Raw genomic sequence first — 24,995 nt, 5'->3', positions numbered from 1 at the left:
AGCAACCAGTGAAAAGCAAGGCTTAAGCCGCAGCTTCTTCTTTTTGGTCGCGGAGTGCAGCGATAGTACGTACCAGCTTGCCAGCAGAAGCTTCTTTCATGCACATCATTAGGCGTGCAATTGCTTCGTCGTAAGTTGGTAGTGTCGCTAGTACTTCAGCATCAGTAACTGCGCCTTCAAATGCAGCAGCTTTAATCTCAAATTTGTCGTTCTCTTTAGCGAAGTCTTTGAAAAGACGCGCTGCAGCACCAGGGTGCTCGTTAGAGAAAGCGATTAGAGAAGGACCAGTGAAAGTGTCAGTTAGACACTCAAACTCTGTACCTTCAACCGCACGACGCGCTAGAGTGTTACGCACGACTTTCATGTAAACGCCAGCTTCACGAGCTTGTTTACGTAGAACAGTCATTGCGCCAACTTCAACGCCACGAGAGTCAGCTACAACTGCAGAAAGTGCACCACTGGCTGCTTCGTTGACTTCAGCAACAATTGCTTTTTTGTCTTGAAGGTTTAAAGCCATCTTGGATTTACTCCTGGTTGTCGTTACACCACTCACTATCATCACGACAGTGAGAGCTTATTAGGTGCAGTCCCAGAAGAAAGTTTACTTATAAAAATAAATCTTTCAGTCAGTTCGGGCACCATCTACGTAGGGTGATTAAGTTTGACGAGTCAAACACCTACGGTCTTGGACGGAGACTGGAGACTAATTCAGTGAGAATTAACTCAGCCCCAACCACAAATATTAGGCGCAAAATTATACACAAATTTTGCGCCTTTGCAAATTGAATTAGCTTGCTTGAGTATCAAGGCTCGCTTGGTCAACCGCAACACCAGCACCCATAGTAGTAGAGATGCTTACTTTCTTCAGGAAAGTACCTTTCGCTGAAGATGGCTTAGCTTTCTTAAGAGCAACTAGAAGAGACTCTAGGTTCTCTTTGATCTGCTCTGCAGAGAAGTTAGCTTTGCCGATAGTCGTGTGTACGATACCGTTCTTGTCGTTACGGTAACGAACCTGACCCGCTTTAGCGTTCTTAACCGCTTCAGCAACGTTAGGAGTTACAGTACCAACTTTCGGGTTTGGCATTAGACCGCGAGGACCTAGGATAGTACCTAGCTGACCTACAACGCGCATTGCATCAGGAGATGCTACAACTACGTCGAAGTTCATTTCGCCTTTCTTCACTTGCTCAGCAAGATCTTCCATACCAACGATGTCTGCGCCAGCTTCTTTAGCTGCTTCAGCGTTTGCACCTTGAGTGAACACTGCAACGCGGATGTCGCGGCCAGTACCGTGAGGTAGTACAGTTGCACCACGTACGTTCTGGTCAGATTTACGAGCATCGATGCCTAGGTTAACTGCAACGTCAACAGACTCAACGAATTTAGCAGTTGCTAGTTCTTGAAGAAGAGCTATAGCTTCGTTGATTTCGTATTCTTTAGTTACGTCAACTTTTTCGCGGATTACGCGCATGCGCTTAGTTAGTTTTGCCATCTTATTAACCCTCTACCACTAGGCCCATTGAACGAGCAGTACCTGCGATAGAACGCTTCATCGCTTCGATGTCAGCACCAGTCATATCAGCAGCTTTAGTTTCTGCGATTTCTTGTAGCTGAGCGTCAGTTACAGTACCCACTTTTTCAGTGTTTGGACGACCTGAACCAGACTTAACGCCAGCCGCTTTCTTAAGAAGAACTGCAGCAGGTGGAGTCTTAGTTACGAACGTGAAAGAACGGTCGTTGTATACAGTGATAACAACTGGAGTAGGTAGACCTTTCTCGATAGATTCTGTTTTCGCGTTGAACGCTTTACAGAATTCCATGATGTTAACACCGTGTTGACCTAGAGCAGGACCAACTGGTGGACTTGGGTTTGCCATACCAGCTGCAACTTGCAGTTTGATATAAGCTTCAACTTTCTTAGCCATGATATATCCTAAGTTTTGGGTTCAATCGCTAACCGATTGGTCAGCTCCCCGTGATTTCATAAAGAACTTTTTTACAGCATTGCTGTAAAAAGGCGCGAAATTATAGTCATAATTCGCGCCTTAAACAACCCTAAAAAGGTGTTTTTTTAATCAAGTTTTTCAACCTGACCAAAATCAAGCTCAACCGGTGTTGCACGACCAAAGATCGATACAGACACTTTCAGGCGGCTCTTCTCATAATCCACTTCTTCAACAGTACCGTTGAAGTCAGCAAATGGACCGTCGTTCACACGAACCACTTCACCCGCTTCGTACATAGTACGTGGACGAGGCGCTTCGCTCGCCTTCTCAAGACGATTAAGAATCGCGTCAGCTTCCTTATCAGTGATAGGAGCTGGACGATCAGAGGTACCACCAATGAAGCCCATTACGCGCGGAATACTGCGCACTAGGTGCCATGACTCGTCGTTCATGATCATCTGAACAAGAACGTAGCCAGGGAAGAACTTGCGTTCAGATTTGCGACGTTGACCTGCGCGCATCTCAACAACTTCTTCAGTTGGAACCAGTACTTCACCAAACAACTCTTCCATGTCGTGCATCTTGATGTGCTCACGTAGAGATTGAGCAACACGACCTTCAAAACCAGAGAAGGCTTGAACTACATACCAGCGTTTTTTTGGAGCTTCACTCATGAATAAAAACCCTCTATACCCCAGTTATGAATGCAACCAGACGAACCATGATGCCGTCGATGCCCCACAAAGCTAGAGCCATTACAATACTTACAGCCAAAACGATTAGCGTTGTTTGCGTTGTCTCTTGACGAGTCGGCCAAACAACCTTGCGAACTTCCATACGGGATTCTTTCGCAAAGCTAATCGCAGCTTTACCTTTCATTGTTGTTGCAGCTACGCCAAGAGCAGCGGCGATAAGAACAACAACACCTGCAGCTCGGATCACTACAGACATTTCGCCATACAGGTAATTACCTACGACAGCGGCAGCGGCCAGCGCAAAAGCGACGATCCACTTAATTGTGTCTGCGCCATTCGAGCTTTCAGGAGTTTCAGCATTATTTGCTTTCATAAAACCAACCTGTAATAAGTCTTAAATATAGACGACAACAGCCCCGCTGTAGCAGGGCTCACTATTTTTTTGTAGTTTATCCAATCTGAGAAATAAACGACAACTACCTTAGCAATCAAGCACTTAACTCAATTTAAACTCGACGCTAAAACAAGAAATTATTAGTTGAAAGCAATAGTCTCTTGTTTCAGCGCAGAAAAAGGGCATCAAATGATGCCCTTTTTAGTAGTGTTTCGTCAAATCTTAATCGAAGATTTTAGCTACAACACCAGCACCTACAGTACGGCCACCTTCACGGATTGCGAAGCGTAGACCTTCGTCCATAGCGATTGGAGCGATTAGCTCAACAGTCATTTGAACGTTGTCGCCTGGCATTACCATTTCAACGCCGTCTGGTAGTTGGATGTCACCAGTTACGTCAGTTGTACGGAAGTAGAACTGTGGACGGTAGCCTTTGAAGAATGGAGTGTGACGACCGCCTTCATCTTTAGAAAGTACGTATACTTCAGACTCGAACTTAGTGTGTGGGTTGATTGAGCCAGGAGCTGCAAGAACTTGACCACGCTCAACTTCGTCACGCTTAGTACCACGTAGAAGTGCACCAACGTTCTCACCAGCACGACCTTCGTCAAGAAGCTTACGGAACATCTCAACACCAGTACAAGTAGTAGTAGTAGTTTCTTTGATACCTACGATTTCTACTTCGTCACCTACAGTTAGGATACCGCGCTCGATACGACCAGTTACAACTGTACCACGACCTTGGATCGAGAATACGTCTTCGATTGGTAGTAGGAACGGCTGATCTACTGCACGCTCTGGCTCTGGGATGTAAGAATCTAGAGCTTCTGCTAGCTCAACGATCTTGTCTTCCCACTGCTTCTCACCGTTTAGTGCACCAAGAGCTGAACCTTGGATTACTGGTAGGTCGTCACCTGGGAATTCGTACTCAGATAGAAGTTCACGAACTTCCATTTCTACTAGTTCTAGTAGCTCTTCATCGTCAACCATGTCACATTTGTTCATGAATACGATGATGTATGGGATACCAACCTGACGGCCTAGTAGGATGTGCTCACGAGTCTGAGGCATTGGGCCGTCAGTTGCAGCAACAACTAGGATACCACCGTCCATCTGTGCAGCACCTGTGATCATGTTCTTAACATAATCCGCGTGTCCTGGACAGTCTACGTGTGCGTAGTGACGAGTTGGAGTGTCGTACTCAACGTGAGAAGTTGCGATTGTGATACCGCGCTCACGCTCTTCTGGAGCGTTATCGATAGATGCGAAGTCTTTCGCTTCACCGCCGTATACTTTAGCTAGAGTAGTACAGATAGCTGCAGTTAGAGTTGTTTTACCGTGGTCAACGTGGCCGATAGTACCAACGTTTACGTGCGGTTTCGTACGTTCAAATTTTTCTTTAGACATGAGTTGTCCCTCATAGGTACGGATTTAAGTGGCTTTGATGACCACGCAACCAAAATAGTTTGGTAATAGACTTCCTCTTAAAGACTAAACGTAGTTTAGTTAAAAGAAAGGATCAAAAGGAAATGCATGCATGAAGCTGGTGCTGATAGGCAGACTCGAACTGCCGACCTCATCCTTACCAAGGATGCGCTCTACCACCTGAGCTATATCAGCACTCGTAAAGAGTGGAGCGGGCAGCGGGAATCGAACCCGCATCATCAGCTTGGAAGGCTGAGGTAATAGCCATTATACGATGCCCGCAACACGTAACTCTTGAACGCTATTTCCTAAAGAAAATGGTGGGGGGGGACGGATTCGAACCATCGAAGGCAGTGCCGGCAGATTTACAGTCTGCTCCCTTTGGCCACTCGGGAACCCCCCCACAAAACTTGTCCACTTTCGTCGTCATTGCCCGAGGCAAAGTGAAAGTGGTGCCGACTACCGGAATCGAACTGGTGACCTACTGATTACAAGTCAGTTGCTCTACCTACTGAGCTAAGTCGGCACAAGTGGGGCGCATTTTATTGAAGGATTTCTTCGCTGGCAAGACCAAATCACAAAAAAAAACGCTTTTTGGGCACATTTTTTCTAAATGGCATGATTTTGGACAAAAGTTGCGCTAAGTGCGCAGAAATCCTAGTGCATTATTTGCATTCTGTGTTGACTGGAGTATGTTCCTCGCAGGAGCTCGTTGAAATTTATTAACAATCCTCCTTATAGATAACACCATTGACACCACAACCTTGAAGAACAATCTGGACGAATGATATGACCCCATACCTAACTTTCGACCGTCATCAATGGGCAGAATTGCGCAATTCAGTCCCCATGACCCTCACCGAGGATGACCTTATCGAGCTTCAAGGGGTAAACGAGAGTCTGACCATGAAAGAGGCGGTCGAGATCTACCTGCCACTCGCCCGTCTGATTAATCTATATATAAAGTCACGCCAGGGCCGCAATACGGTGTTAAATAACTTCCTGGGTCACAAGATTAGTAAGCAACCCTTCATTATTGGTGTGGCGGGCAGCGTCGCGGTCGGCAAAAGCACCACCGCCCGCCTGCTGCAGGCCCTTCTGTCTCGCTGGGATAACCATGCCAAGGTCGATCTGGTCACTACCGATGGCTTTCTATACTCAAAGCGCGAGCTAGAGCAGCGCAACATCATGCATCGCAAGGGCTTTCCCGAGTCGTACAACATTCGTCGTCTACTTGCTTTTGTCGCACGCGCTAAAGCGGGTCAGTTTCCACTCAAGGTACCGGTCTATTCGCACCTAACCTATGACATTACTGATGAAAAGCAGGTGATTGACTCACCGGATGTGATCATCATAGAGGGTCTAAATGTCCTACAAAGCGGCATGGACTACCCACACGAGCCACACCGCACGTTTATCTCTGATTTCTTAGACTTCTCTCTTTACGTTGACGCCGAGCCAGAGGTGATTGAGCAGTGGTATGTCGAGCGCTTCCTCAACTTTCGCAGTGGTGCCTTCATGGACAAAAACTCCTACTTCCACCACTACACCCGCCTAAGCGAAAACCAGGCGATAGAAAAAGCCAAGTCCATCTGGCAAGAGATCAACGGCAAAAACCTCCAAGACAACATCCTCCCTACTAAGGAGCGCGCTCGACTTATATTGAAGAAAGGGCCTAATCACTTGGTGGAACAAATCCTCCTGAGGAAATAGAGGCGAGACCACTGCGTTGCGAGAGTCGAGAAGCGAGAGGGGAACCTTTCCAGAGTAGCATCTAGGGTTGGCACTTACGTGTTAATCCTCTTTTCATGCAACAAACACCCAAACTTGAGTAACTTTCACCTGAACGCTCAACCAACTCCCCTCGCCTCTCGCAGGGCAGAGCCCGATCTCGCCTCTCGACTCTGAATCACAGGGTGATTCGCTTCCCAAACCCCACAGGATCCATATCTCGCACATCCACACTCAGCGATCCCACTTGGCTTGCTTGCGCTTGTAGTACCGCCATTAACTGTTCGGAAAGGGTCTGCTTTTGTACATCGCTTCGGCCGGCCAGTAGTTCAAAGCGTAAGTGAATAAAGTCGGCGTCGTCTTGATGCTCACCGATTAGCCAGTGGTGGTAGCGCAACGCGCGTGAGCGCACATCGTTGAGCTCAAACAGGCCACTGTCGAGCACCACTTGATGCAAGTCTTCCAACAACCCTTGAACATTGACTCGCTCCTCAAGCGTGTTGGTGTACTCCATGATTAAATTCGGCATCTACCTTTCTCCTTAAAAAAGGTTTGAGGAGCGAGTACGGGCGTTGCCCTTCGAGGTGCGAGGGGTTTAGTGCACTCGGTATGTTCCTCACTCCATGGAACTCTGTGTACTTTGGCGCTATTTAAAGGCGCTTGAGTAACAAGGAGTCTACCACACACGACACTCCCCTCGCCCCTCAGAGCAGAGCGAAACCCCGTCCTCGAACCTAAAACGTGAGCCTCGACGAATTTAACTCGCGCGCCGAAATCCTCGCAGCTCGGAACGAAGTGATACCCGCACCTCGGAACGCAGTGATACTAGCGTCTCGGACGCGTAAAACGTTTGGCTGATCACATTTTGTAGGCGTAGTGGGCGAGAAAGGTTTGTCGGGAGTCATGATCTGGAAAAATTAATCTGTTATATTCGAAACACTTAAACGGGATGGCCTTGCGGGGGCAAGAACAGGTCATCCTCGATTATTATTTTTTATTTTTTATTTATTTGAAATGGAGATACTCCTATGCGTCGTCCTGTAGTGATGGGAAACTGGAAACTGAATGGTAGCAAGGCAATGGTAACTGAGCTGCTAAACGGTCTTAACAAAGAGCTTGAAGGTGTAACTGGCGTTGATGTTGCCGTTGCTCCACCAGCACTGTACCTAGATATGGCTGAGCGCCTAATCGCAGAAGGTGGTAACAAAATCATCTTGGGTGCGCAAAACACTGACGTAAACAACAGCGGCGCTTTCACTGGCGACATGTCTCCAGAAATGCTGAAAGATTTCGGTGCAACTCACATCATCATCGGTCACTCTGAGCGTCGTGAGTACCACAACGAATCAGACGAGTTCGTCGCTAAGAAATTCGCTTTCCTAAAAGAGAACGGCCTAAAACCAGTTTTCTGTATCGGTGAGTCTGAAGCGCAAAACGAAGCAGGTGAAACTGAAGCAGTTTGTGCTCGTCAAATCAACGCAGTGATCGACGCATACGGCGTTGAAGCACTAAACGGCGCAATCATCGCATACGAGCCAATCTGGGCAATCGGTACTGGTAAAGCAGCAACAGCAGAAGATGCACAGCGCATCCACGCTTCTATCCGCGCAATGATCGCAGAAAAAGACGCAGCAGTTGCTGAGCAAGTTATCATCCAATACGGTGGTTCTGTTAAGCCAGAAAACGCTGAGTCTTACTTCGCACAACCAGATATCGACGGCGCTCTAGTTGGCGGCGCAGCTCTAAATGCAGCGGGTTTCGCAGCTATCGCTAAAGCAGCTGCGGCGGCTAAAGCTTAAGCTTTTTTAAAAGCGATTTTACGTATGATGGTCAGCGGTTAGCTGGCCATTTTCGCTTTTAGAGGCGAGAGTCGAGGCCGTTTCACTGCGAGTACGCTTCGCTCGAGGGGGGCGCTAGACTCGACAGCGTCAAATACACTTGAACGCTTTTTCTCGCTTCTCGTCTCTCGATTCTCGACTCTCCGACATCGGAGGCGAGACCGTTGCACTGCGAGTACGCTTCGCTCGAGGGGGCGCTAGACTCGACAGCGTCAAATACACTTGAACGCTCTTTCTCGCTTCTCGCCTCTCGATTCTCGCCTCTCCGCAGGCCCATAAACCTATCCACAAGCACCCAAATCAAGTAGTCTTGATCACTCGCCACTCCAGAGAAAAGACAATTGCGGAAAAAAATAGATAAACACGGCCTATTGACCGACCCTGTCGCGCAAGTATTACGTCAGATGACGGTGCCGATGACTTTTGGCATGGTGGCGGTGTTGCTGTTTAATCTGGTTGATACCTTCTTTATCTCCTTGCTGGGGACTGAGTCCTTGGCGGCGATCAGCTATACCTTTCCGGTTACTTTTGCGATTAACTGCATCACTATGGGGCTGGGTGTTGGGCTGTCTAGTCAGCTGGGGCGACTGCTTGGCATGGGACAAGCGAAGCAAGCAGCATCTTTCTCGACTCATGCCCTGCTGCTTGCCACCACGCTGGTGACACTGGCCTCGACGCTGGGGTATTTTGCTATTAAGCCGCTGTTTCTTGCCTTGGGGGCAACGCCTTCGCTTGTGCCACTGATCCATGACTATATGGTGGTGTGGTATCTCGCGGTTCCTCTGCTCGCCATCCCAATGACAGGTAATAGCGCGATCCGTGCCAGTGGCGATACCAAAACCCCGGCGATGATCATGATGCTGGCAGGGCTCATCAATGGTCTGCTTGATCCACTGCTGATCTTTGGTCTGGGTCCTATACCAGCTTTAGGCATCCAAGGTGCCGCGATTGCCAGCGCGATAAGTTGGTTAGTGGCTGCCTGTGCTTCACTGTATGTGCTTGCTAGGCGTGAACACCTCTTAGCGCTCCCGGATTTGAATCAATTATTTGCTGATTGGCGTGCGACCTTGACGATAGGCCTGCCTGCCGCCTTATCGAGCGCAATGATGCCGCTTGCTAGCGCTGTGATCATGCGTCTACTTTCCCAGTTTGGTCACCCTGCTGTGGCCGCTTACGGGGCAGCACAGCGGGTTGAGTCGTTATTGATCTTGGTCTTGATGGCGCTGACGTCTGCACTTACTCCATTTATGGCGCAAAACTTTGGCGCAGAGAAGCCCGAGCGCAGCTTTCAAGGGCTATTTGTCAGCATGCGCTTTTCAATCGTCTTTCAGCTGTTGATCTTTATCGTGATGGTGCCACTAAGTATGCCAATTGCCGCGCTGTTTTCCCAAGAGGCTGCAGTGGATAAGCTGCTGTGGCGCTATCTAATCTTGGTGCCATTAAGCTACGGGTTTCAAGGAATTATGATGATGCTCAGCTCTGCGCTGAATGCGATGCACAAACCGCTAACGGCATTTTACTGTAATGCGCTGCGACTATTTGTGTTTACTCTACCGTGTGCCTGGCTTGGCGGGTATTGGTATGGTGCTGAAGGGGTATTTATTGGCATTGCAGCCGGAAATGTCTTGGGAGGGTGCCTTGGCTATCTGTATGCACTGCGTCTGCGCAGCCAGTATACACTGGCTACACAATAATTAATGCCGAGCGCTGGAGAGCACTCGGCGAGTCAAACAAGCACTATTGCTCGCTGCCCTCTTCTCCCTCATCGATTTCAAGCTCGATGTCTAAGGGCTCTTGAGAGAGGATAATGCCGGTGTTATCGGCATACAGGTAATCTTCAGGTAGATAGGTCACGCCACCAAAGTTAACCGCAACATCGACCTCACCGATACTCTGAACCACTGAGCCAACCGGAATAGAAGCCAGGGCATGAATACCGATATTCATATCTTCCAGCTCATCAACCTCACGAACGCAGCCATAGATGACAATCCCTTCCCACTCATTCTCCTCGGCTAATGTCGCGATTTCGGCATCCACCAAGGCTCTGCGTAGTGAGCCACCACCATCAACCAGCAGCACGCGCCCCAGGCCGTCTTGCTCAAGCACCTCACGGATCAGACCATTGTCCTCAAAGCACTTAACAGTGGTGATCTGACCGGCAAACGACGCTCGACCGCCAAAGTTGGTAAACATGGGCTCGACCACGTCGACTTGGTCTTGGTAAATATCACAAAGAGCTGAAGTGTTGTATTCCATTGCAGTTCTCTCCTCTCAAAAAGGCTACATTCGAGTATATCGTCTCAACAAGTCATTGCAATGACAGGGCTAATTCGAGCTCACAATTAGGCTTAAAATAGTCACTAGTACAAAAACTAAATTGGCAATCAGGGCACACTTAACTATCTGTGGCAGTTGCGGAGCAAGCTCCATAGGCTTTACAGCTCGCTTCACAGCCAGCAGGTGGCCACGCACAGCCAGTAATGCTACCAGCCACAGCAGCATCAACCATAACGGTGCCCCAAGCAATTGGTTGGTGATCATCAAACAGGCAAAGCCAATCAGGACGACTTGGTAGTGATAGCGCTTAGCGCCAGCAAGACCCAGCCTCACAGCGAGGGTACGTTTTCCACACACAGCGTCGTTCTCAATATCACGCATATTGTTGACGTTTAGCACCCCAACCGAGAGCAAACCACAGCCAATCGCGGGCAGTAGCGTGATTAAAGTCAGCTCACCGGTATGGAGAAAGTACGTGCCCAACACGCCAAGTAGCCCAAAGAAGACAAAGACGGCCATATCACCCAAGCCGATATAACCATAGGGCTTTGCCCCAACCGTGTAGGCAATCGCGGCAGCAATCGCCAGCCCACCTAAGGTCAAAAACAGCAATACATTCTGTAAAGACTCTAACGACACCGTGACCAAGGCGCTGCCGCTAATGATGGTAAGAATTACGTTAATGATGATGGCTTTGCGCATTGCCCCAAGACTTACGGCACCAGACTGAATTGCACGCATCGGTCCAATGCGTTGCTCATTATCCGTGCCCTTCTCTGCATCGCCGTAGTCATTGGCAAGGTTTGACAAGATCTGCAGCAAGGTGGCAGTCAATAGCGCTAGCAGCGCCACCGACCATGAAAAGGCACCATGACTCCAGGCCAGCGCACTGGCGGTAATAATGGCCGTCAAGGCAAGCGGCAAGGTCTTCGGCCGCGCCGCACTTAGCCAAACAGAGAGAGTTTTAGGTGACGATGTTTGAGTCATGTATCTATCCATAAATTAGGAGGCGAGTATCGAGGAGCGGGTAGCGAGGAGTTCGACGCACGTGGTGAATTCCTCACTCCTCGATACAATGCACAATTCGCTCTCCGAGCCTAAAAAAAAGGCCGCTAAAAAGCGACCTTTTTTTAAAACTTTTAGTAGAGCAAGTACTTACTATGCCCACGAATCACCTCTCCTCGGAATGAAGTGTAACCCGCAGTGCAACGTCCTCGCCCCTGCGTTAAGTGTTAAGTTACTTAACGCGACCTACGTACTCACCCGTACGCGTGTCTACTTTGATCACTTCACCGATCTGGATAAATAGAGGAACACGAACAACTGCGCCAGTGGTTAGCGTTGCAGGTTTACCGCCTGTACCTTGCGTATCACCTTTTAGGCCTGGGTCTGTTTCGGTGACTTCAAGCTCTACGAAGTTTGGTGGTGTTACAACGATTGGGTTACCGTTCCAAAGAGTTAGCATACAAGTGTTGTTCTCAACCAACCACTTCGCATTCTCACCAACCGCTTTTGCATCAGCCGCGATCTGCTCGAAGGTTTCTGCGTTCATGAAGTGGAAGAACTCACCATCGTTGTATAGGTAGTCAAGATCAGTATCTAGAACGTCAGCCACTTCAACCGTCTCACCAGACTTGAAGGTTTTCTCTAGAGTTTTACCAGAAAGCAGCTTACGGATTTTAACGCGGTTGAATGCCTGACCTTTACCTGGTTTTACATACTCGTTTTCGAGAATGACACAAGGCTCATTATCAAGCATAATTTTAAGACCGCCTTTGAATTCATTCGTGCTAACAGTAGCCATTTTTTCCTCTTTACCATTCTTCGAGTTAAATTTAATGCCGCACATCATAACCCGAAAAGTCGATTCTGTTGAGCAAAACTGGCTCAAACAGCTAGCTAATGGGATCTCGGATCCTCATAAACTGCTTGAATACCTCGAAATTGATCAACAAGACTGGCAGTCAGGCTTTGCCGCACGGTCGCTGTTTGCTCAGCGCGTGCCTTTGAGTTTTGTTGAAAGAATGGAAAAAGGCAACGTCAACGACCCGCTTTTACGCCAAGTGCTGCCGGTTATTGAAGAGTTTGAACAGCCCGCGGGTTATGTTGTTGATCCTCTTGGGGAGCAAGATAATCAGCAACCAGGCCTGCTACATAAATACCGCAATCGCGTGCTGATGATCGTAAAGGGTGGCTGCGCAGTTAACTGTCGTTATTGTTTTCGTCGCCACTTCCCCTACGAGGATAACAAGGGCAGCAAGTCGGTTTGGCAACAGAGTCTCGAGTATATTCAAGCGCATAGCGAGCTCAACGAGGTGATCCTCTCTGGCGGCGACCCTCTGATGGCCAAGGATCATGAACTAAAGTGGTTGATCGAGCAGATCAGTCAGATCCCCCACATCACGCGCCTGCGCATTCACTCGCGACTGCCTATTGTGCTGCCCGCTCGTGTGACTCAAGCGCTGTGCGAACCACTCGCCACCACTCGCCTACAAGTGGTGCTTGTCACTCATATTAACCATGCCAATGAGATTGATACTGAGGTGATGGCTGCCATGACTGCGCTCAAACGCTGTGGCGTGACTCTTCTCAATCAAGGCGTGCTGCTCAAGGGGGTCAATGATGATGTTGCGAGCCAAATTGCCCTGAGCAATCGCCTGTTTGAGGCTGGGATCTTACCCTATTACCTGCATGTGCTCGATAAGGTGCAGGGCGCTGCGCACTTCTATGTCAGTGATGAGCGCGCACGTCAGATCATTGCCGGTCTGATTGAGCAGGTGTCGGGTTATTTGGTACCGAGACTCACCCGTGAACAGAGTGGTAAGAAGAGTAAAACCCCGCTCGATTTGCACCTTGAGTAGCTTTTCGAGCTTTGGGTTACCGTAACCTAAAAGCTGATATCGCTGTACACAAACGCCAACCTTAGCATTTCTAATACCTAATTTTACCTTCATTAAGCTATCTCGAGCAGCTTTTTGAGCTTTGGGTTGCCATAGCCCAAAAGCTCTTATCGCTGCACACAAACGCTAATCTTGGTATTTCTATTACCTAATTTTGCGCTCATTAAGCTTTCTCAAGCAGCTCTGTGAGCTTTAGGTTACCGTAACCCAAAAGCCCTTAGTGCTGTACACAAACACCTGTCTTGGTATTTCTAATACCTAATTATGCGCTCATTAATCTATCTTGCGCAGCCTTTTGAGCTTTGGGTTGTCGTAGCCCAAAAGCCCATATCGCTGTACACCAAACACAAGCGTACAGCTTAAACACCTTTTTACCACCCATGTCCTAAAAGCTCTGCAAGTGGCACACCTCACAAAAACCGCCGATTTTTTGACCCTTAGAGAGCAACTTTGACCCAACACAATGAAGCAGTCTGTAGACAAAAAGCGAATATAAATAAGGCATTTAGTTCACATTAGCAGCACATCAATTTCGTTACGATAAATCTTTCCCTTATATACCCATGTAACCTCATTGGAGATACGATTATGTTTTACGTACACATGCTGTTGTTGCTTACCGTGATCTTTATCGGTATCCGACATGGTGGGATCGCCTTTGGCCTACTCGGTGGCCTTGGCGTCTCTATTCTAGCCTTCGTTTTTGGTATTGCTCCGGGCACCCCACCAATCAGCGTGATGCTGATCATTCTTGCGGTCGTTGCCGCTTCTGCAACTCTAGAGGCCACAGGTGGTCTCAAACTCTTGGTACGCTTTGCTGAGCGCCTGCTGCGTAAGCATCCAAGCCAGATTGTCTTCCTCGGCCCTCTGTGTACCTACTCACTGACCGTATTGGTTGGTACGGGACACTCAGTATATCCCCTTCTGCCAGTGATCTACGATGTGGCGTATAAAAAAGGCATTCGCCCCGAACGCCCAATGGCCATGGCCACCATTGCCTCACAAATGGGCATCACGGCCAGTCCAATTGCGGCCGCAGCGGCGGTAGTCATGGCCACAGCCGCCGATAATAACCTAGATATTAGCCTAGTGAACGTATTGATGGTAACCATTCCGGCGACCTTGATTGGGGTGTTAACCGGCTGTTTGTGGAGCCTCAAGCGCGGTAAAGAACTCGAGCAAGATCCAGAGTTTCTTGAGCGCTGCAAAGATCCTGAGTTCAAAGCGCAGTTGATCGATATCGAAGAGGGTGATGAGGGCAATGATGGCGTTGCGCCAACCGCAAAACGCGGCTTAATGATCTTCCTTGCGGGTATCGCGACGGTGATCTTTGTCGCTATGTTTGGTAAAGATCTGTCACTACTGCCCGATGGCGTCAATATGTCGGTCGCAATCCAGTTCTTGATGCTGTCCGTCGGTGCGATCATCTTGCTGGTAACTAAGGTCGAGCCGAAAAAAATCGTCCACAGCAATGTGTTTATCGCCGGGATGACAGCCGTGATCATCATCTTTGGTATCGCCTGGATGAGTGACACCATTATCGGCTTCCACAAGCCTTATCTAATAAGCTTGGTGAGCGACTTAGTCGCCGCGTACCCATGGACCTTCGCCATCGCCATGTTTGTGGTATCAATCTTCCTCAAAAGCCAAGCCGCAGTACTGACCATCATGTTACCCCTCGGCTTTGCAATGGGTATCCCAGCCCCTGTCCTTATTGGTGTACTCCCAGCCTGTTACGCCTATTTCTTCTTCCCGTTCTACCCAAGCGACCTCGCAGCAATCTCTTTCGACCGCTCAGGCACCACCCAAATTGGCAAATACGTCCTCAACCACAGCTTCTTGCTGCCTGGGTTTATTGGGGTGGTTACGGCGACTACGGTAGGGTATCTGATTTCTATGACCATTAATTAGAGATTCGAGAGGCGAGATCGGGCGTTGCCCTGCGAGAGGCGAGGAAAAAGCACTTGTTATTCGCCCTTAAGAAAAAAGCGCCGGAGTACGGCGCTTTTGATTTTCTGAACGAAAAGCTAACGATGCAATCTACAGATACACATCAAAACATCAGCGTGCGGCGGCTTCTTCTCGCTTCTCGCCTCTCGACTCTCGACTCTTCTCCACCCGAACCGCGGCAACCTTAAACTCAGGGATCTTAGCGTGCGGATCCTTAGCAGTATTAGTCAGACGGTTGGCCGGTGATTCAGCGAAGTGGAATGGGATGAATACCACGCCAGGCTGAATACGCTTAGTGACGAACGCGGCAATATCAATTGAGCCACGACGGGTAGTCAAAGTGAGCATCTCACCGTTGCCAATACCCATCGCTTCAGCGTCCGTGACACTGATCATCACACGTGGGCCAGCAAGCTTGTCTAAACCCTTGGTTTTGCGCGTCATGGTACCGGTGTGGAACTGCTCAAGCATACGGCCTGTGGTTAGAATCGTTGGGTACTCAGCATCAGGCAGCTCAGCCGCGTATCGGAACGGGATGGCCTCCATCTGACCACGTCCACGGGTAAACTGGGTGCGGTGCATGATGCGTGTGCCTTCCGGGTTGTTCTTGTTGCTCGGCCACTGCATGCCATCGGTTGGGATCGCTTCCCAGCGCAAGCCTGCGTACTGCGGCGTCACTCGCGTGATCTCATTGGTGATCTCGCTGATGTGCTGGTAATCCCAGTCGCCGCCCATCGCTTTGGCGATATCTTGGATGATCAGCCAATCTTCACGCGCCTGCCCAGGTGGGTTAACCACAGGGTTGAGACGCTGCACGCGGCGCTCGGTATTGGTAAAGTGCCCGGCTTTCTCAGCAAAAGAGCACGACGGCAGCACCACGTCCGCGTATTGCGCCGTCTCAGTGAGGAAGATGTCCTGCACCACCAAGAAATCCAGCGCCTCAATACCCTCAATTACGTGGGTTTGGTCAGGGTCACTCAGTATCGGGTTTTCCCCCATCACATACAAACCGCGCACTTCACGCTTGCACGCAGAGTCAATGATCTCAGTCAGGGTCAAGCCCGGCTCGGTCGGCAGATTCGGCGCATCCCACTCATAGGCAAACTTCTGCTGCACCAGTGGGTTATACACCTTCTGATAACCGGGGTAGTTGTTTGGCAGCGCGCCCATATCACACGCACCTTGTACGTTAGATTGGCCACGTAGCGGGTTGATACCGCCACCCTCAACACCAATGTTGCCACACAAAAGCTGCAGGTTCGCAATCGAGCGCACGTTATCGTGCCCTGTGGTGTGCTGAGTAATGCCCATCGCGTAGTAAACCGCGGTACGCTCAGCGGTACCAATCAGGCGCGCCATCGCATAGATGTCATCGGCTTTCACACCAGTCACGAGCTCAACTTTATCCAGCGCGTAGTTTGGCGACATCACCTCTTGCAGCAGCGTATCAAAGCCATCGACACGATCTTCGATGTACTCCATATCATGCCAGCCGTTTTTGATGATCTGCTGCATGATGCCGTTGATCAGCATCACGTCCGTGCCAGGTCGCTGCGACATATACAGCTCAGCGTGATCCGCCAGCTCAATACGCTTAGGATCGGCCACCACCAGACGAGCACCGCCATGACGGATCGCTTGCTTGATATGCGAGGCAATGATCGGGTGCGCTGCGGTGGTATCAGAGCCAATCACAAAGATCACGTCTGAGTGCTTGATGCTCGGGATATCGTTGGTCATCGCGCCACTACCAATCGAGGCCTCAAGGCCAGTCACGGTCGATGAGTGACACAGACGCGCACAGTGGTCGATGTTATTGGTGCCCAGCTCGCGACGCATAAACTTCTGGAACACATAGTTGTCTTCGTTGGTGGTCTTAGCCGAAGAGAAACCGGCCAGAGCGCCACTACCAAAGCTTTGCTTGATGGACGTAAACTTAGTCGCAATCAGATTGATCGCCTCTTCCCAACTCGCTGGCTGCAGCCAACCATCCTTGCGGATCAGCGGTGTGGTCAGACGCTCTTCGCTACCGATAAAGTCGAAGCCAAAGCGACCTTTAACACACAGCATGCCCTCGTTAACTGGTGAGTCGCCGCCTTTGACGTAACGGATCTTATTTGCCGCTTCGTCAACATGCATACTGAGCTTACAGCCCACGCCACAGTAAGTACAAATGGTGTCAACCACCTTAAGCTCTTCGATACGCCCTTGTGCGCGATCGCGGCCATCGATCATTGCGCCTGTTGGACACACCTGGATACACGCACCACACTGAACACACGCTGAGTCACCCATCAGGGTCTGATTTGGACCAAAGTTTGGACGACACTCAGGACGTGACGCCGGACGACCGTCTTGGTTGGTCATAAAGCTCAAAACACCATGCACAGATTTCTCTCGACACGCCTGAACACACTGACCACAACTGATACAGCGGTTGGCATCAAAGACGATAAACTCTGAGCTAGTATCCACCGCAAACTTCTGACGCGCGTCGCTGTTGCGCACCACTTGCCAGTCAGCATCGGATTGGATTGTCACTGCGCCTTCGAAGGATTGCTGTGCGCCATACTCGGTCGAGTAGTCACGCAGCTCACAGGCGGTGTTCGCCTGGCAGCCACACTCAAGGCAGCGCGCCGCCTCAGCCATGGCCTCGGCGTTATCAAAGCCAAGCTCTACCTCGGCGAAGCTCTGCTCTCGCTGCGCGCTGGTCAGCTCCGGCATGATCTTGCGCGCGACTTTCTGTAGGTGTTCAAACTGCTGCGGATCAACCTGCTTAACGTTCTCGCCTTTGCGGGCGTTAAATGGCATCACTGGGATCTGATCCATATCGCCATTAAAGAAGCGATCAATCGCTTGAGCTACCACGCGACCATCAGCCACCGCCTCAACGGCCGTGGCAGGGCCACGACGAAAATCACCGATACTGAAGATATTCCCCGTGCCCGTATGTAGGGTGTCTGGGTTAACGTCAGCGGTGTTCCAGCGCGTTAGAGGGATCTGCAGCGCTTCATCATCCATAAAGCTCAAATCTGGCTTTTGCGAGACCGCCGCAATCACAGTATCAAACGCTTCGGTAAAGAACTCACCAGTGGCTTTCGGGCTGCGACGACCGGAGGCATCCGCCGGTCCCAGCTCCATCTTCTCAAGACGGATTGCATTTACACGGCCACTCTCATCGGCAAGGTTCTCAGCAGGATTAGTCAAGAAGTGAAACTTCACCCCTTCATGCTCTGCTTCTTCAATCTCGTAATCTTCCGCAGGCATCTCTGCGCGAGTACGACGATAGATAAGCGTGGTCTCCGCACCATCACGCACGGCGGTGCGTGCACAGTCAATCGCGGTATTACCACCACCAATTACGGCGACTTTCTTGCCGGTGGTGTAGTTTTTCTCGGTAACGTAGTCTTTAAGGTAATCAACCCCAAGGTAACAACCATCGAGATCACTACCGGTGTAATTCATCTCAACCGCTTTCGAGGCACCAACCGCCAGACACACCGCATCAAACTCATTGCTGAGCGACGACAGGGTAAAGTCTTCACCGAGCTTTTTATCACACTCGATAGTCATGCCATTGCGGCACATCAACTCAATCTCTTTGTCGAGAATGCTCTTTGGCAGGCGGTACTCTGGAATACCGTAGCGCAGCCAACCGCCCGCTTTCGGCATCGATTCAAACACCGTGACCTCATAGCCCTCGTTCGACAGATAGTAACCCGCCGTCAGACCACCAGGACCACCACCGACAACCGCCACGCGCTTACCTTTATCAGCTTTCTTTGCTGGCACGTAGGCTTCTTGAGCATCAAGATCCGCATCCGCCGCATGGCGCTTAAGCTGACGAATCGCTATCGAGTCATCCACCACACCACGGCGACATTCGGTTTCACAAAACGCTGGACACACCCGTCCAATCGACAGCGGCATCGGTAAAGTGCGCTTGATCACCTCGATGGCTTTTTGATGATCGTTTTGAGCAATATGATACAGATAGGATTGTATATCGACCCCCGCCGGACACGCAGTCTTACACGGCGCCTCACAATCAGCGTAGTGGTCGGTCATAATGCGATTGAGCGCCTTACGGCGATGATCGCGTAAATAGTCTGAGTGTGTCACAACACTCAAACCATCGTAAACATTCAGTTCACAAGAGCGCTTCACGCCCCCGCTTTCTACTTCGACAACACACAGGTCACAAGGTACTTTCTCATTGCTCTTGTTCAATCCACACAATGAGGGAATGTCGACTCCACATACCTTTGCTGCTTCCAGTAGTGTAAGTCCTTCTTCTACTACTCGATATTTGCCATCAATGACAATTTGGATCATAGGTGCCTCCTAAGCACTCTAACGCTCAGTTCAACAAGCTTTTTTATTATTCGTGCGGACAAACCTTGACATGGGGAGGTTTATCCAATTCCACAATCTTACTATGGATTTATCAATAATGCTCAATTGTCAGACAATTAATTCACTGGTAGGAGCTATCTGTCTCACATTGACCATAAAAGAGGATAATTCCCATAAAAACCACGACAGAATAGCGACATAATCAGGCATGACAAATTTGCTGTGCCTGTTGGTTTGATAGGTAAAAACTATCTTATGCCTTGGGGCAGAGGCGAGAGGCGAGACAGGTTCGAGCGCGTTGGAAGGCCTAATGCTCAGAACTCGACGTGCTTGTTATTGGTCTAGATGTAAAAGGCCCCAATGCCTTCGGCATTGGGGCCTTAATTGTCATGAAATAGTGCTTAGGAGATCGATGGCATCACAGCGCGCTCAAAATACTCGCCTCTCGAGCGCAGCGTCCTCGCCTCTCGCCTCTGCCCGAAGGGCAACTAAGGGCGAGCTACAAAGCCCACAGCAGCATACGCTTTCTTCAGCGTCTCTGCCGCGCGAGCTGACGCTTTCTCTGCGCCTTCTTTCATCACGGCGTCTAGGAACGCGCGATCTTCACGTACGCGGCGGTATTCGGCTTGAATTGGCTCTAGCATTTCAACCAGTGCCTGGCCAACGTCTTTCTTGAATGGGCCGTACATCTCAACGCCTTGGTACTTGGCTTCGATTTCGTCAAAGCTCATGCCTGTCGCCGCAGAGTACAGACCCATTAGGTTTGAGATGCCCGCTTTGTTTTCCCAATCGTTGGCTATGCGTGGTGGTGTCTCAGTGTCGGTTTGCGCCTTGTTGATCTTCTTGATGATCGACTTTGGCTCCTCTAACAGGGTGATCACGTTCTTACGGTTATCATCCGACTTTGACATCTTCTTGGTCGCATCTTGCAGGCTCATCACACGCGCATTCACAGTTGGAATGTACGGCTCTGGTACCTCGAAGATTGGCGTTTCTGGGCTGTAGATGTTGTTAAAGCGGGTCGCGATATCACGCGCTAGTTCAAGGTGCTGCTTCTGATCGCTGCCCACTGGCACTTGGTGTGCGCCGTAAAGTAGGATGTCCGCCGCCATCAATACTGGGTAATCATACAGACCCACGTTGACGTCATTCGCGTAGCGCTGAGATTTGTCTTTGAACTGCGTCATGCGGTTCAACTCACCCATCTGGGTGTAGCAGTTAAGAAGCCAACCTAGCTGAGCGTGCTCTGGTACATGTGACTGAACAAATAGCGTGCTCTTTTTAGGATCAACACCAACCGCAAGACAGATAGCAAGTGCGTCGAGGGTCGCTTCATGCAGGGCTTTCGGGTCTTGACGAACCGTTACCGCGTGAAGGTCGACGACACAGTATTGGCAATCGTAATCATCTTGCATCTGTTGCCATTGACGAAGAGCACCCAAGTAGTTACCGATACTTAGTTCACCTGATGGTTGAACACCACTCAATACAATGGGTTTGCTCATGGGAATAATTCCTTTGACTTCTTAATCTAATAAAATGAAAAAACCGCGTGAGTTTTACCCACACGGTTATGCCAGTGTACTTATTAACGAGTATTTTGCTAGTCGTTTTTTCGACATTAAGCCGAAACTAAAACCAAGTCGACAATCTCCGCCACTGAGTCCGCCACATAGTGTGGGTTATTGTTGCTGATTGGCTCACCATGGTTGTAGCCATAAGTCAGGCCAAACGAGTAACAGCCAGCGTTCTGCGCGGCAAGAATGTCGTTTTTCGAGTCGCCGACCATCAGCATCTGCTCTGGGGTGACTTGATGCTTATCCATCAGCCAGTTAAGCGCGATTGGATTAGGCTTTTTCTCAGCAAAGGTGTCGCCGCCAATCACATCGCTAAAGTACTTATCGATGTCATGCTTAGCCAGCACATCTGGGACAAACTTCGATGGCTTGTTGGTCACCAGCGCTAGGGTTATCCCTGCTTGATGCAAGACTTCCAACGTCTCAGTCACCGCAGCGTACAAGTGGCTCAGCTTGTGCCCCGTTTGCTGATAGAAATCATCAAACAAGGTGCGCGCCTTGGCACGCAACTCTGGGCTAAGCTCAGGATTAACCGTTAAGCTCTGGCTCAGCGCACGGCCGATGAGCACGTCAGCGCCATTGCCAACATAATCACGCACCTGCGCCTCGCTTACCGCGGGAAAGCCCAGCGCCTGCACGGCTTGGTCTGCCGCCACCGCCAAGTCTGGCACGCTGTCGAGCAAGGTGCCATCGAGATCAAAAGCAATCAGCTTGATGTTATTCATTCACAGTCCTTGAATGTTAGGCGTCTCTGGCGCCAGCCAGAGACAGGCAATTAGTTAACTTGCGCTAGCTCGCTGCGCATCTGGTCGATCACTTGCTTGTAATCTGGCTGGCTGAAGATCGCCGAGCCAGCAACAAACATATCCGCGCCCGCTTCTGCGATCTCTTTGATGTTATCCACTTTCACGCCGCCATCGATCTCAAGACGAATATCGCGACCCGACTCATCGATCAACTTGCGCACTGCGCGCAGCTTGTCCAGCGTATTCGGGATAAATGACTGACCACCAAAGCCTGGGTTCACCGACATCAGCAGGATCATATCGACTTTATCCATGATGTATTCAAGGTGGCTCAGTGGCGTTGCAGGATTGAGTACCACACCCGCCTTACAGCCGTGCTCTTTGATTAGTTGCAAGGTGCGGTCAACGTGCTCAGAGGCTTCGATATGGAAGGTGATCATCGACGCGCCCGCTTTGGCAAAATCAGGGATTATGCGATCAACCGGTTTAACCATAAGATGTACATCGATAGGCGCAGTAATGCCGTAGTCGCGCAGCGCTTTACACACTGGCGCACCGAAGGTCAGGTTAGGCACATAGTGGTTGTCCATCACATCGAAGTGAACAACGTCAGCGCCCGCGGCCAGTACTTTATCAACGTCTTCGCCCAAACGAGCAAAGTCAGCAGATAGGATGGAAGGGGCAATTAGGAAATCTTTCATTTCGGACCTCGGTGAAGTGACGGCGGTTATGAGTTGCGCGCCATTCTACCTAACCCAGATCCGGTTACGCAAACGTTTAATTGACTGGTTTGGCGGGATCGTACAAGGCTAACAGCTCATCAACCTTATTACGCCCGGCGCCATTACGGCTGATGGTGCGCTTTACTTTGACTACGTTGAGGTTCGCCCCATGGTACAAACGGCGCGTCAGCGTAGTGTCGTGGTTGGAGATCAGCACCGGGATTTCGCGTTCAAAGGCGGTGCGCTCAGAGATATCCGCCAGCGCGGCTTGGTCATCTAAGCTAAAGCCATTGCCCGCATAAGAGGTGAAATTCGCGGTATTCGATAGCGGCGCATAAGGCGGATCGCAATACACCACGCAGCCTTTACGAGCGCGCTTAAAGGTATCTACGTAGCCCTCACAAACAAAGGTCGCTTTCTTGGCTTTTTCAGCGAAGAACTCTAGCTCTTGCTCAGGGAAGTACGGTTTTTTGTACGAGCCAAACGGCACATTAAAGCCGCCCTTTTTGTTATAACGGCACAAGCCATTAAAACCAAAGCGGTTCATGTACAGAAATGCCAGCGAGCGATACATCACATCGTCAGTCTGGTTAAACTGCGCGCGGATATCGAGGTAAACCTCTTTGCGATTGTGCTCCGGGGTAAACCAGCGCTTGGCCTCAGAGATATACTCCTCGGCATCGTCTTTAAGCAGGTTATACAGATTGATGAGATCGGGGTTGATGTCCGCCAGCAGGTACTGATCGTAATCGGTATTGAGAAACACAGAGCCTGCGCCAACAAACGGCTCCACCAGCTTGCGCGCCTCTGGCAAGTGACGTTGAATGTCTTCAACCAAACCGTATTTTCCACCAGCCCATTTCAAAAAGGCACGCTGCTTTTTCATCTACTGCTCTGCTGTTTTCTTGACTCGAAAAATTAGGCTGCGGAATGTATCACATTTACCCGTGCAAGTAACTTAGTTTGCGGCCTCGATTTCACGATGCACCTGAGTCATCGCCTTGGCCCACGGGCCCAGCTCTTTGATATCGCCCGGTAGCGTTGCAATCGCCTCGCGCGCAGCTTGAATCGATGGGTAATTCTCGTAAGTGACGATATACCAAGTGACCTGGCTGCGCTCGGTTGGGTAAACACGCACCTCACCCTCGACCTGATGCTCATCGAGAAAGGCCTGCACGTCTTCAAGGCTAGTCAATGCCGCGATCTGCACTGTGTAACTGCGCGGCGAGAAAGCCAATAGCTCCTCACGGGCAAAAGAGAAGTTAATCTGAGTGGGGGGTGTTGGCGGCGCTGTCTCAGTGAGTTCGCGCATCTCCATCGTTGGCGGCGGCGCAATATCTTGGATCACTAGTTGCTCAAGTTGTTGCATCTGCGGAATCGACTCGGCAGTCGCGCTCTCATCGAGCAAGGCATCCACCACATCGGCGGTGATCACCACACGGCGATCGCTATCGTCCACTCCCACGGTCGCGGTTTGGCTGGTGATCTCAGGCGGCAGCGCCGAGCTGTCATCGGTAGCTTGTGAGTAGAGTGGATCTTCGGTTGGCTCGCTGGTCGGGGCCGTGCGTGTTCTTGGTAGGGTTGGGATCACGGTCTGCTCAAGCATGGACTCGATCCGCTGGCGGTTCTCATCCGGCGTTGCTTGCTGGTTAAGCCACCAATAGCCCCCACCAATCAACAGTAAGACGATCAGTACGATCAGTGCTAGCCACATCGGTGAGCCGACGATAGAACGCACGATCACCCTTGTCTCTTTTTTCTGCTCTGCGAGTGCCATAATCTCTCCTGGATATCGTGTCACTGTTGCAAATGACCGTCGAACCTGCTTTTCCATATCCAGCTCAACGTAGCGCATAACCAAAAATTCAAAAAATCGCTCCGCTTCGTGTTCGTCAAGCGGCTCAATATCCATCTCAACGGGCTTGAGCTCTTGCCCAAAACTCAGCCTTCTGAGCAGTGGATTGACGCTGCCCTCGCTGACCATCAAGACGATATTTACTGACCACGCATAGCGCTGATTGGCCGCGACATTGAGCAGCCATAATTCGCTAAGCAGTTGGTCTGACAGCAGATGCGCGTCATCTACCACTAAGAGTAGCTGACACCGCTCACCATCGAGAATGCGCTCAAGGTTTTCAGTCAGGCTCTGATTAGTATACAAGCCATGACCTGGAAACCACTGCTCAACTATCGTTGTGCGATGCTGTTGCTCGGTTTGATTGGGATGGCATAGCAGCAGCGACTGATTTTGCTCATCGGCATACTGCTCTAAAAAGCGCTGGCTTAGCCACGACTTACCACAGCCGGCATGCCCGCCAACCACCACCAGATTTGAACCGAAGCGGGTTAATAGTGACAGGCGTTCGAGCAGTTCTTGCTGCGAGTCCAACTCCAATACTCGGGCATTGCTCATCGCCGTGTCACCTCACGATCAC

General features: G+C 50.3%; 21 protein-coding genes and 4 tRNA genes. 5 read left to right on the top strand and 20 right to left on the bottom strand.

From position 1 onward, the window contains the following. Window positions 1–22: 22 nt before the first annotated feature. From rplJ to ACZ5R2_RS03590, 10 genes are all read right to left on the bottom strand, one after another. A complete protein-coding gene (rplJ, locus tag ACZ5R2_RS03635) occupies window positions 23–517 on the bottom strand; it encodes a 50S ribosomal protein L10 (RefSeq protein ID WP_438459900.1) in 495 nt (164 codons plus the stop codon). Window positions 518–787: 270 nt separating this feature from the next. Then, window positions 788–1,492 carry a 50S ribosomal protein L1 gene (gene rplA / locus ACZ5R2_RS03630; protein ID WP_464901076.1) on the bottom strand — a complete coding sequence of 235 codons (705 nt, stop codon included), beginning with the start codon at window positions 1,490–1,492 and terminating at the stop codon, window positions 788–790. A 4-nt stretch (window positions 1,493–1,496) separates the two neighbouring features. After that, window positions 1,497–1,925, bottom strand: a complete 429-nt coding sequence (rplK, locus tag ACZ5R2_RS03625) for a 50S ribosomal protein L11 (protein WP_164649291.1) — start codon at window positions 1,923–1,925, stop codon at window positions 1,497–1,499. 146 nt (window positions 1,926–2,071) lie between these two features. Then, window positions 2,072–2,620, bottom strand: coding sequence for a transcription termination/antitermination protein NusG (gene nusG / locus ACZ5R2_RS03620; RefSeq protein WP_464901075.1), 549 nt, complete (start codon window positions 2,618–2,620; stop codon window positions 2,072–2,074). Window positions 2,621–2,633: 13 nt separating this feature from the next. Next, on the bottom strand, window positions 2,634–3,014 hold the full coding sequence (secE, locus tag ACZ5R2_RS03615; protein WP_438459897.1) for a preprotein translocase subunit SecE: 381 nt from the start codon (window positions 3,012–3,014) through the stop codon (window positions 2,634–2,636). A 243-nt stretch (window positions 3,015–3,257) separates the two neighbouring features. Further along, the gene (gene tuf, locus ACZ5R2_RS03610) at window positions 3,258–4,442 is read right to left on the bottom strand and encodes an elongation factor Tu (RefSeq protein WP_438459896.1); all 1,185 of its coding nucleotides are present in this window, start codon (window positions 4,440–4,442) and stop codon (window positions 3,258–3,260) included. A 137-nt stretch (window positions 4,443–4,579) separates the two neighbouring features. Continuing rightward, a tRNA-Thr gene (locus tag ACZ5R2_RS03605) sits at window positions 4,580–4,655 on the bottom strand. A 12-nt stretch (window positions 4,656–4,667) separates the two neighbouring features. Then, a tRNA-Gly gene (locus tag ACZ5R2_RS03600) sits at window positions 4,668–4,742 on the bottom strand. Between the two features lie 36 nt (window positions 4,743–4,778). Next, window positions 4,779–4,863 (bottom strand) — tRNA-Tyr (locus tag ACZ5R2_RS03595). Between the two features lie 47 nt (window positions 4,864–4,910). Beyond that, window positions 4,911–4,986 (bottom strand) — tRNA-Thr (locus ACZ5R2_RS03590). A gap of 263 nt (window positions 4,987–5,249) precedes the next feature. Here ACZ5R2_RS03590 and coaA point away from each other — a divergent pair. Then, a complete protein-coding gene (gene coaA, locus ACZ5R2_RS03585) occupies window positions 5,250–6,173 on the top strand; it encodes a type I pantothenate kinase (RefSeq protein WP_464901074.1) in 924 nt (307 codons plus the stop codon). A gap of 196 nt (window positions 6,174–6,369) precedes the next feature. Here coaA and ACZ5R2_RS03580 read toward each other — a convergent pair whose 3' ends face one another. Then, window positions 6,370–6,720 (bottom strand): 5-carboxymethyl-2-hydroxymuconate Delta-isomerase, encoded by a 351-nt coding sequence (locus tag ACZ5R2_RS03580; protein ID WP_464901073.1) that lies wholly within the window; start codon window positions 6,718–6,720, stop codon window positions 6,370–6,372. A gap of 499 nt (window positions 6,721–7,219) precedes the next feature. On the opposite strand from ACZ5R2_RS03580, the gene tpiA reads away from it, so the two are divergent. Both tpiA and ACZ5R2_RS03570 read left to right on the top strand, forming a co-directional pair. Then, window positions 7,220–7,990, top strand: a complete 771-nt coding sequence (gene tpiA, locus ACZ5R2_RS03575) for a triose-phosphate isomerase (RefSeq protein WP_464901072.1) — start codon at window positions 7,220–7,222, stop codon at window positions 7,988–7,990. A 443-nt stretch (window positions 7,991–8,433) separates the two neighbouring features. After that, entirely contained in the window at window positions 8,434–9,723 is a 1,290-nt protein-coding gene (locus ACZ5R2_RS03570; protein WP_464902300.1) for an MATE family efflux transporter, read from the top strand. A 43-nt stretch (window positions 9,724–9,766) separates the two neighbouring features. Here ACZ5R2_RS03570 and rraA read toward each other — a convergent pair whose 3' ends face one another. From rraA to efp, 3 genes are all read right to left on the bottom strand, one after another. Next, a complete protein-coding gene (rraA, locus tag ACZ5R2_RS03565; RefSeq protein ID WP_464901071.1) occupies window positions 9,767–10,288 on the bottom strand; it encodes a ribonuclease E activity regulator RraA in 522 nt (173 codons plus the stop codon). A gap of 69 nt (window positions 10,289–10,357) precedes the next feature. Next, window positions 10,358–11,296 (bottom strand): 1,4-dihydroxy-2-naphthoate polyprenyltransferase, encoded by a 939-nt coding sequence (locus ACZ5R2_RS03560; protein WP_464901070.1) that lies wholly within the window; start codon window positions 11,294–11,296, stop codon window positions 10,358–10,360. 250 nt (window positions 11,297–11,546) lie between these two features. Next, window positions 11,547–12,113, bottom strand: a complete 567-nt coding sequence (gene efp / locus ACZ5R2_RS03555; RefSeq protein WP_438459890.1) for an elongation factor P — start codon at window positions 12,111–12,113, stop codon at window positions 11,547–11,549. A gap of 34 nt (window positions 12,114–12,147) precedes the next feature. Between efp and epmB the strand changes: the two genes are divergently transcribed. Continuing rightward, window positions 12,148–13,170 (top strand): EF-P beta-lysylation protein EpmB, encoded by a 1,023-nt coding sequence (gene epmB / locus ACZ5R2_RS03550; protein WP_464901069.1) that lies wholly within the window; start codon window positions 12,148–12,150, stop codon window positions 13,168–13,170. Window positions 13,171–13,797: 627 nt separating this feature from the next. Further along, a complete protein-coding gene (locus ACZ5R2_RS03545; protein ID WP_464901068.1) occupies window positions 13,798–15,120 on the top strand; it encodes an anaerobic C4-dicarboxylate transporter in 1,323 nt (440 codons plus the stop codon). A 150-nt stretch (window positions 15,121–15,270) separates the two neighbouring features. On the opposite strand, the gene fdhF is transcribed toward ACZ5R2_RS03545, so the two are convergent. The 6 genes from fdhF to ACZ5R2_RS03515 form a co-directional block, all read right to left on the bottom strand. Next, window positions 15,271–19,494, bottom strand: coding sequence for a formate dehydrogenase subunit alpha (fdhF, locus tag ACZ5R2_RS03540; RefSeq protein ID WP_464901067.1), 4,224 nt, complete (start codon window positions 19,492–19,494; stop codon window positions 15,271–15,273). Window positions 19,495–20,003: 509 nt separating this feature from the next. Continuing rightward, complete coding sequence (gene trpS, locus ACZ5R2_RS03535; protein WP_464901066.1) at window positions 20,004–21,020, bottom strand: tryptophan--tRNA ligase; 1,017 nt, start codon at window positions 21,018–21,020, stop codon at window positions 20,004–20,006. A 116-nt stretch (window positions 21,021–21,136) separates the two neighbouring features. Beyond that, on the bottom strand, window positions 21,137–21,817 hold the full coding sequence (locus ACZ5R2_RS03530; protein ID WP_464901065.1) for a phosphoglycolate phosphatase: 681 nt from the start codon (window positions 21,815–21,817) through the stop codon (window positions 21,137–21,139). Between the two features lie 50 nt (window positions 21,818–21,867). Further along, the gene (gene rpe / locus ACZ5R2_RS03525; RefSeq protein WP_464901064.1) at window positions 21,868–22,539 is read right to left on the bottom strand and encodes a ribulose-phosphate 3-epimerase; all 672 of its coding nucleotides are present in this window, start codon (window positions 22,537–22,539) and stop codon (window positions 21,868–21,870) included. A gap of 76 nt (window positions 22,540–22,615) precedes the next feature. Then, window positions 22,616–23,446: a Dam family site-specific DNA-(adenine-N6)-methyltransferase gene (locus ACZ5R2_RS03520; protein ID WP_464901063.1), complete on the bottom strand. Its 831-nt coding sequence runs from the start codon at window positions 23,444–23,446 to the stop codon at window positions 22,616–22,618. A gap of 72 nt (window positions 23,447–23,518) precedes the next feature. Further along, window positions 23,519–24,973, bottom strand: coding sequence for an AAA family ATPase (locus ACZ5R2_RS03515; protein WP_464901062.1), 1,455 nt, complete (start codon window positions 24,971–24,973; stop codon window positions 23,519–23,521). Window positions 24,974–24,995: the final 22 nt, after the last annotated feature.

Source organism: Vibrio sabulosilitoris (genome assembly GCF_055391395.1).
The sequence above is the reverse complement of the archived record's forward strand: the minus strand, read 5'-3'. Positions and strand labels throughout refer to the sequence as shown.

Coding starts and splice junctions, on each gene's coding strand:
- ACZ5R2_RS03530 (WP_464901065.1), bottom strand. CDS start 21,817: ATGAATAACATCAAGCTGATTGCTTTTGATCTCGATGGCACCTTGCTC.
- rraA (WP_464901071.1), bottom strand. CDS start 10,288: ATGGAATACAACACTTCAGCTCTTTGTGATATTTACCAAGACCAAGTC.
- ACZ5R2_RS03570 (WP_464902300.1), top strand. CDS start 8,434: ATGACGGTGCCGATGACTTTTGGCATGGTGGCGGTGTTGCTGTTTAAT.
- fdhF (WP_464901067.1), bottom strand. CDS start 19,494: ATGATCCAAATTGTCATTGATGGCAAATATCGAGTAGTAGAAGAAGGA.
- nusG (WP_464901075.1), bottom strand. CDS start 2,620: ATGAGTGAAGCTCCAAAAAAACGCTGGTATGTAGTTCAAGCCTTCTCT.
- coaA (WP_464901074.1), top strand. CDS start 5,250: ATGACCCCATACCTAACTTTCGACCGTCATCAATGGGCAGAATTGCGC.
- tpiA (WP_464901072.1), top strand. CDS start 7,220: ATGCGTCGTCCTGTAGTGATGGGAAACTGGAAACTGAATGGTAGCAAG.
- tuf (WP_438459896.1), bottom strand. CDS start 4,442: ATGTCTAAAGAAAAATTTGAACGTACGAAACCGCACGTAAACGTTGGT.
- ACZ5R2_RS03515 (WP_464901062.1), bottom strand. CDS start 24,973: ATGAGCAATGCCCGAGTATTGGAGTTGGACTCGCAGCAAGAACTGCTC.
- trpS (WP_464901066.1), bottom strand. CDS start 21,020: ATGAGCAAACCCATTGTATTGAGTGGTGTTCAACCATCAGGTGAACTA.
- ACZ5R2_RS03520 (WP_464901063.1), bottom strand. CDS start 23,446: ATGAAAAAGCAGCGTGCCTTTTTGAAATGGGCTGGTGGAAAATACGGT.
- ACZ5R2_RS03560 (WP_464901070.1), bottom strand. CDS start 11,296: ATGACTCAAACATCGTCACCTAAAACTCTCTCTGTTTGGCTAAGTGCG.
- ACZ5R2_RS03545 (WP_464901068.1), top strand. CDS start 13,798: ATGTTTTACGTACACATGCTGTTGTTGCTTACCGTGATCTTTATCGGT.
- rplA (WP_464901076.1), bottom strand. CDS start 1,492: ATGGCAAAACTAACTAAGCGCATGCGCGTAATCCGCGAAAAAGTTGAC.
- rplK (WP_164649291.1), bottom strand. CDS start 1,925: ATGGCTAAGAAAGTTGAAGCTTATATCAAACTGCAAGTTGCAGCTGGT.
- ACZ5R2_RS03580 (WP_464901073.1), bottom strand. CDS start 6,720: ATGCCGAATTTAATCATGGAGTACACCAACACGCTTGAGGAGCGAGTC.
- epmB (WP_464901069.1), top strand. CDS start 12,148: ATGCCGCACATCATAACCCGAAAAGTCGATTCTGTTGAGCAAAACTGG.
- secE (WP_438459897.1), bottom strand. CDS start 3,014: ATGAAAGCAAATAATGCTGAAACTCCTGAAAGCTCGAATGGCGCAGAC.
- efp (WP_438459890.1), bottom strand. CDS start 12,113: ATGGCTACTGTTAGCACGAATGAATTCAAAGGCGGTCTTAAAATTATG.
- rplJ (WP_438459900.1), bottom strand. CDS start 517: ATGGCTTTAAACCTTCAAGACAAAAAAGCAATTGTTGCTGAAGTCAAC.
- rpe (WP_464901064.1), bottom strand. CDS start 22,539: ATGAAAGATTTCCTAATTGCCCCTTCCATCCTATCTGCTGACTTTGCT.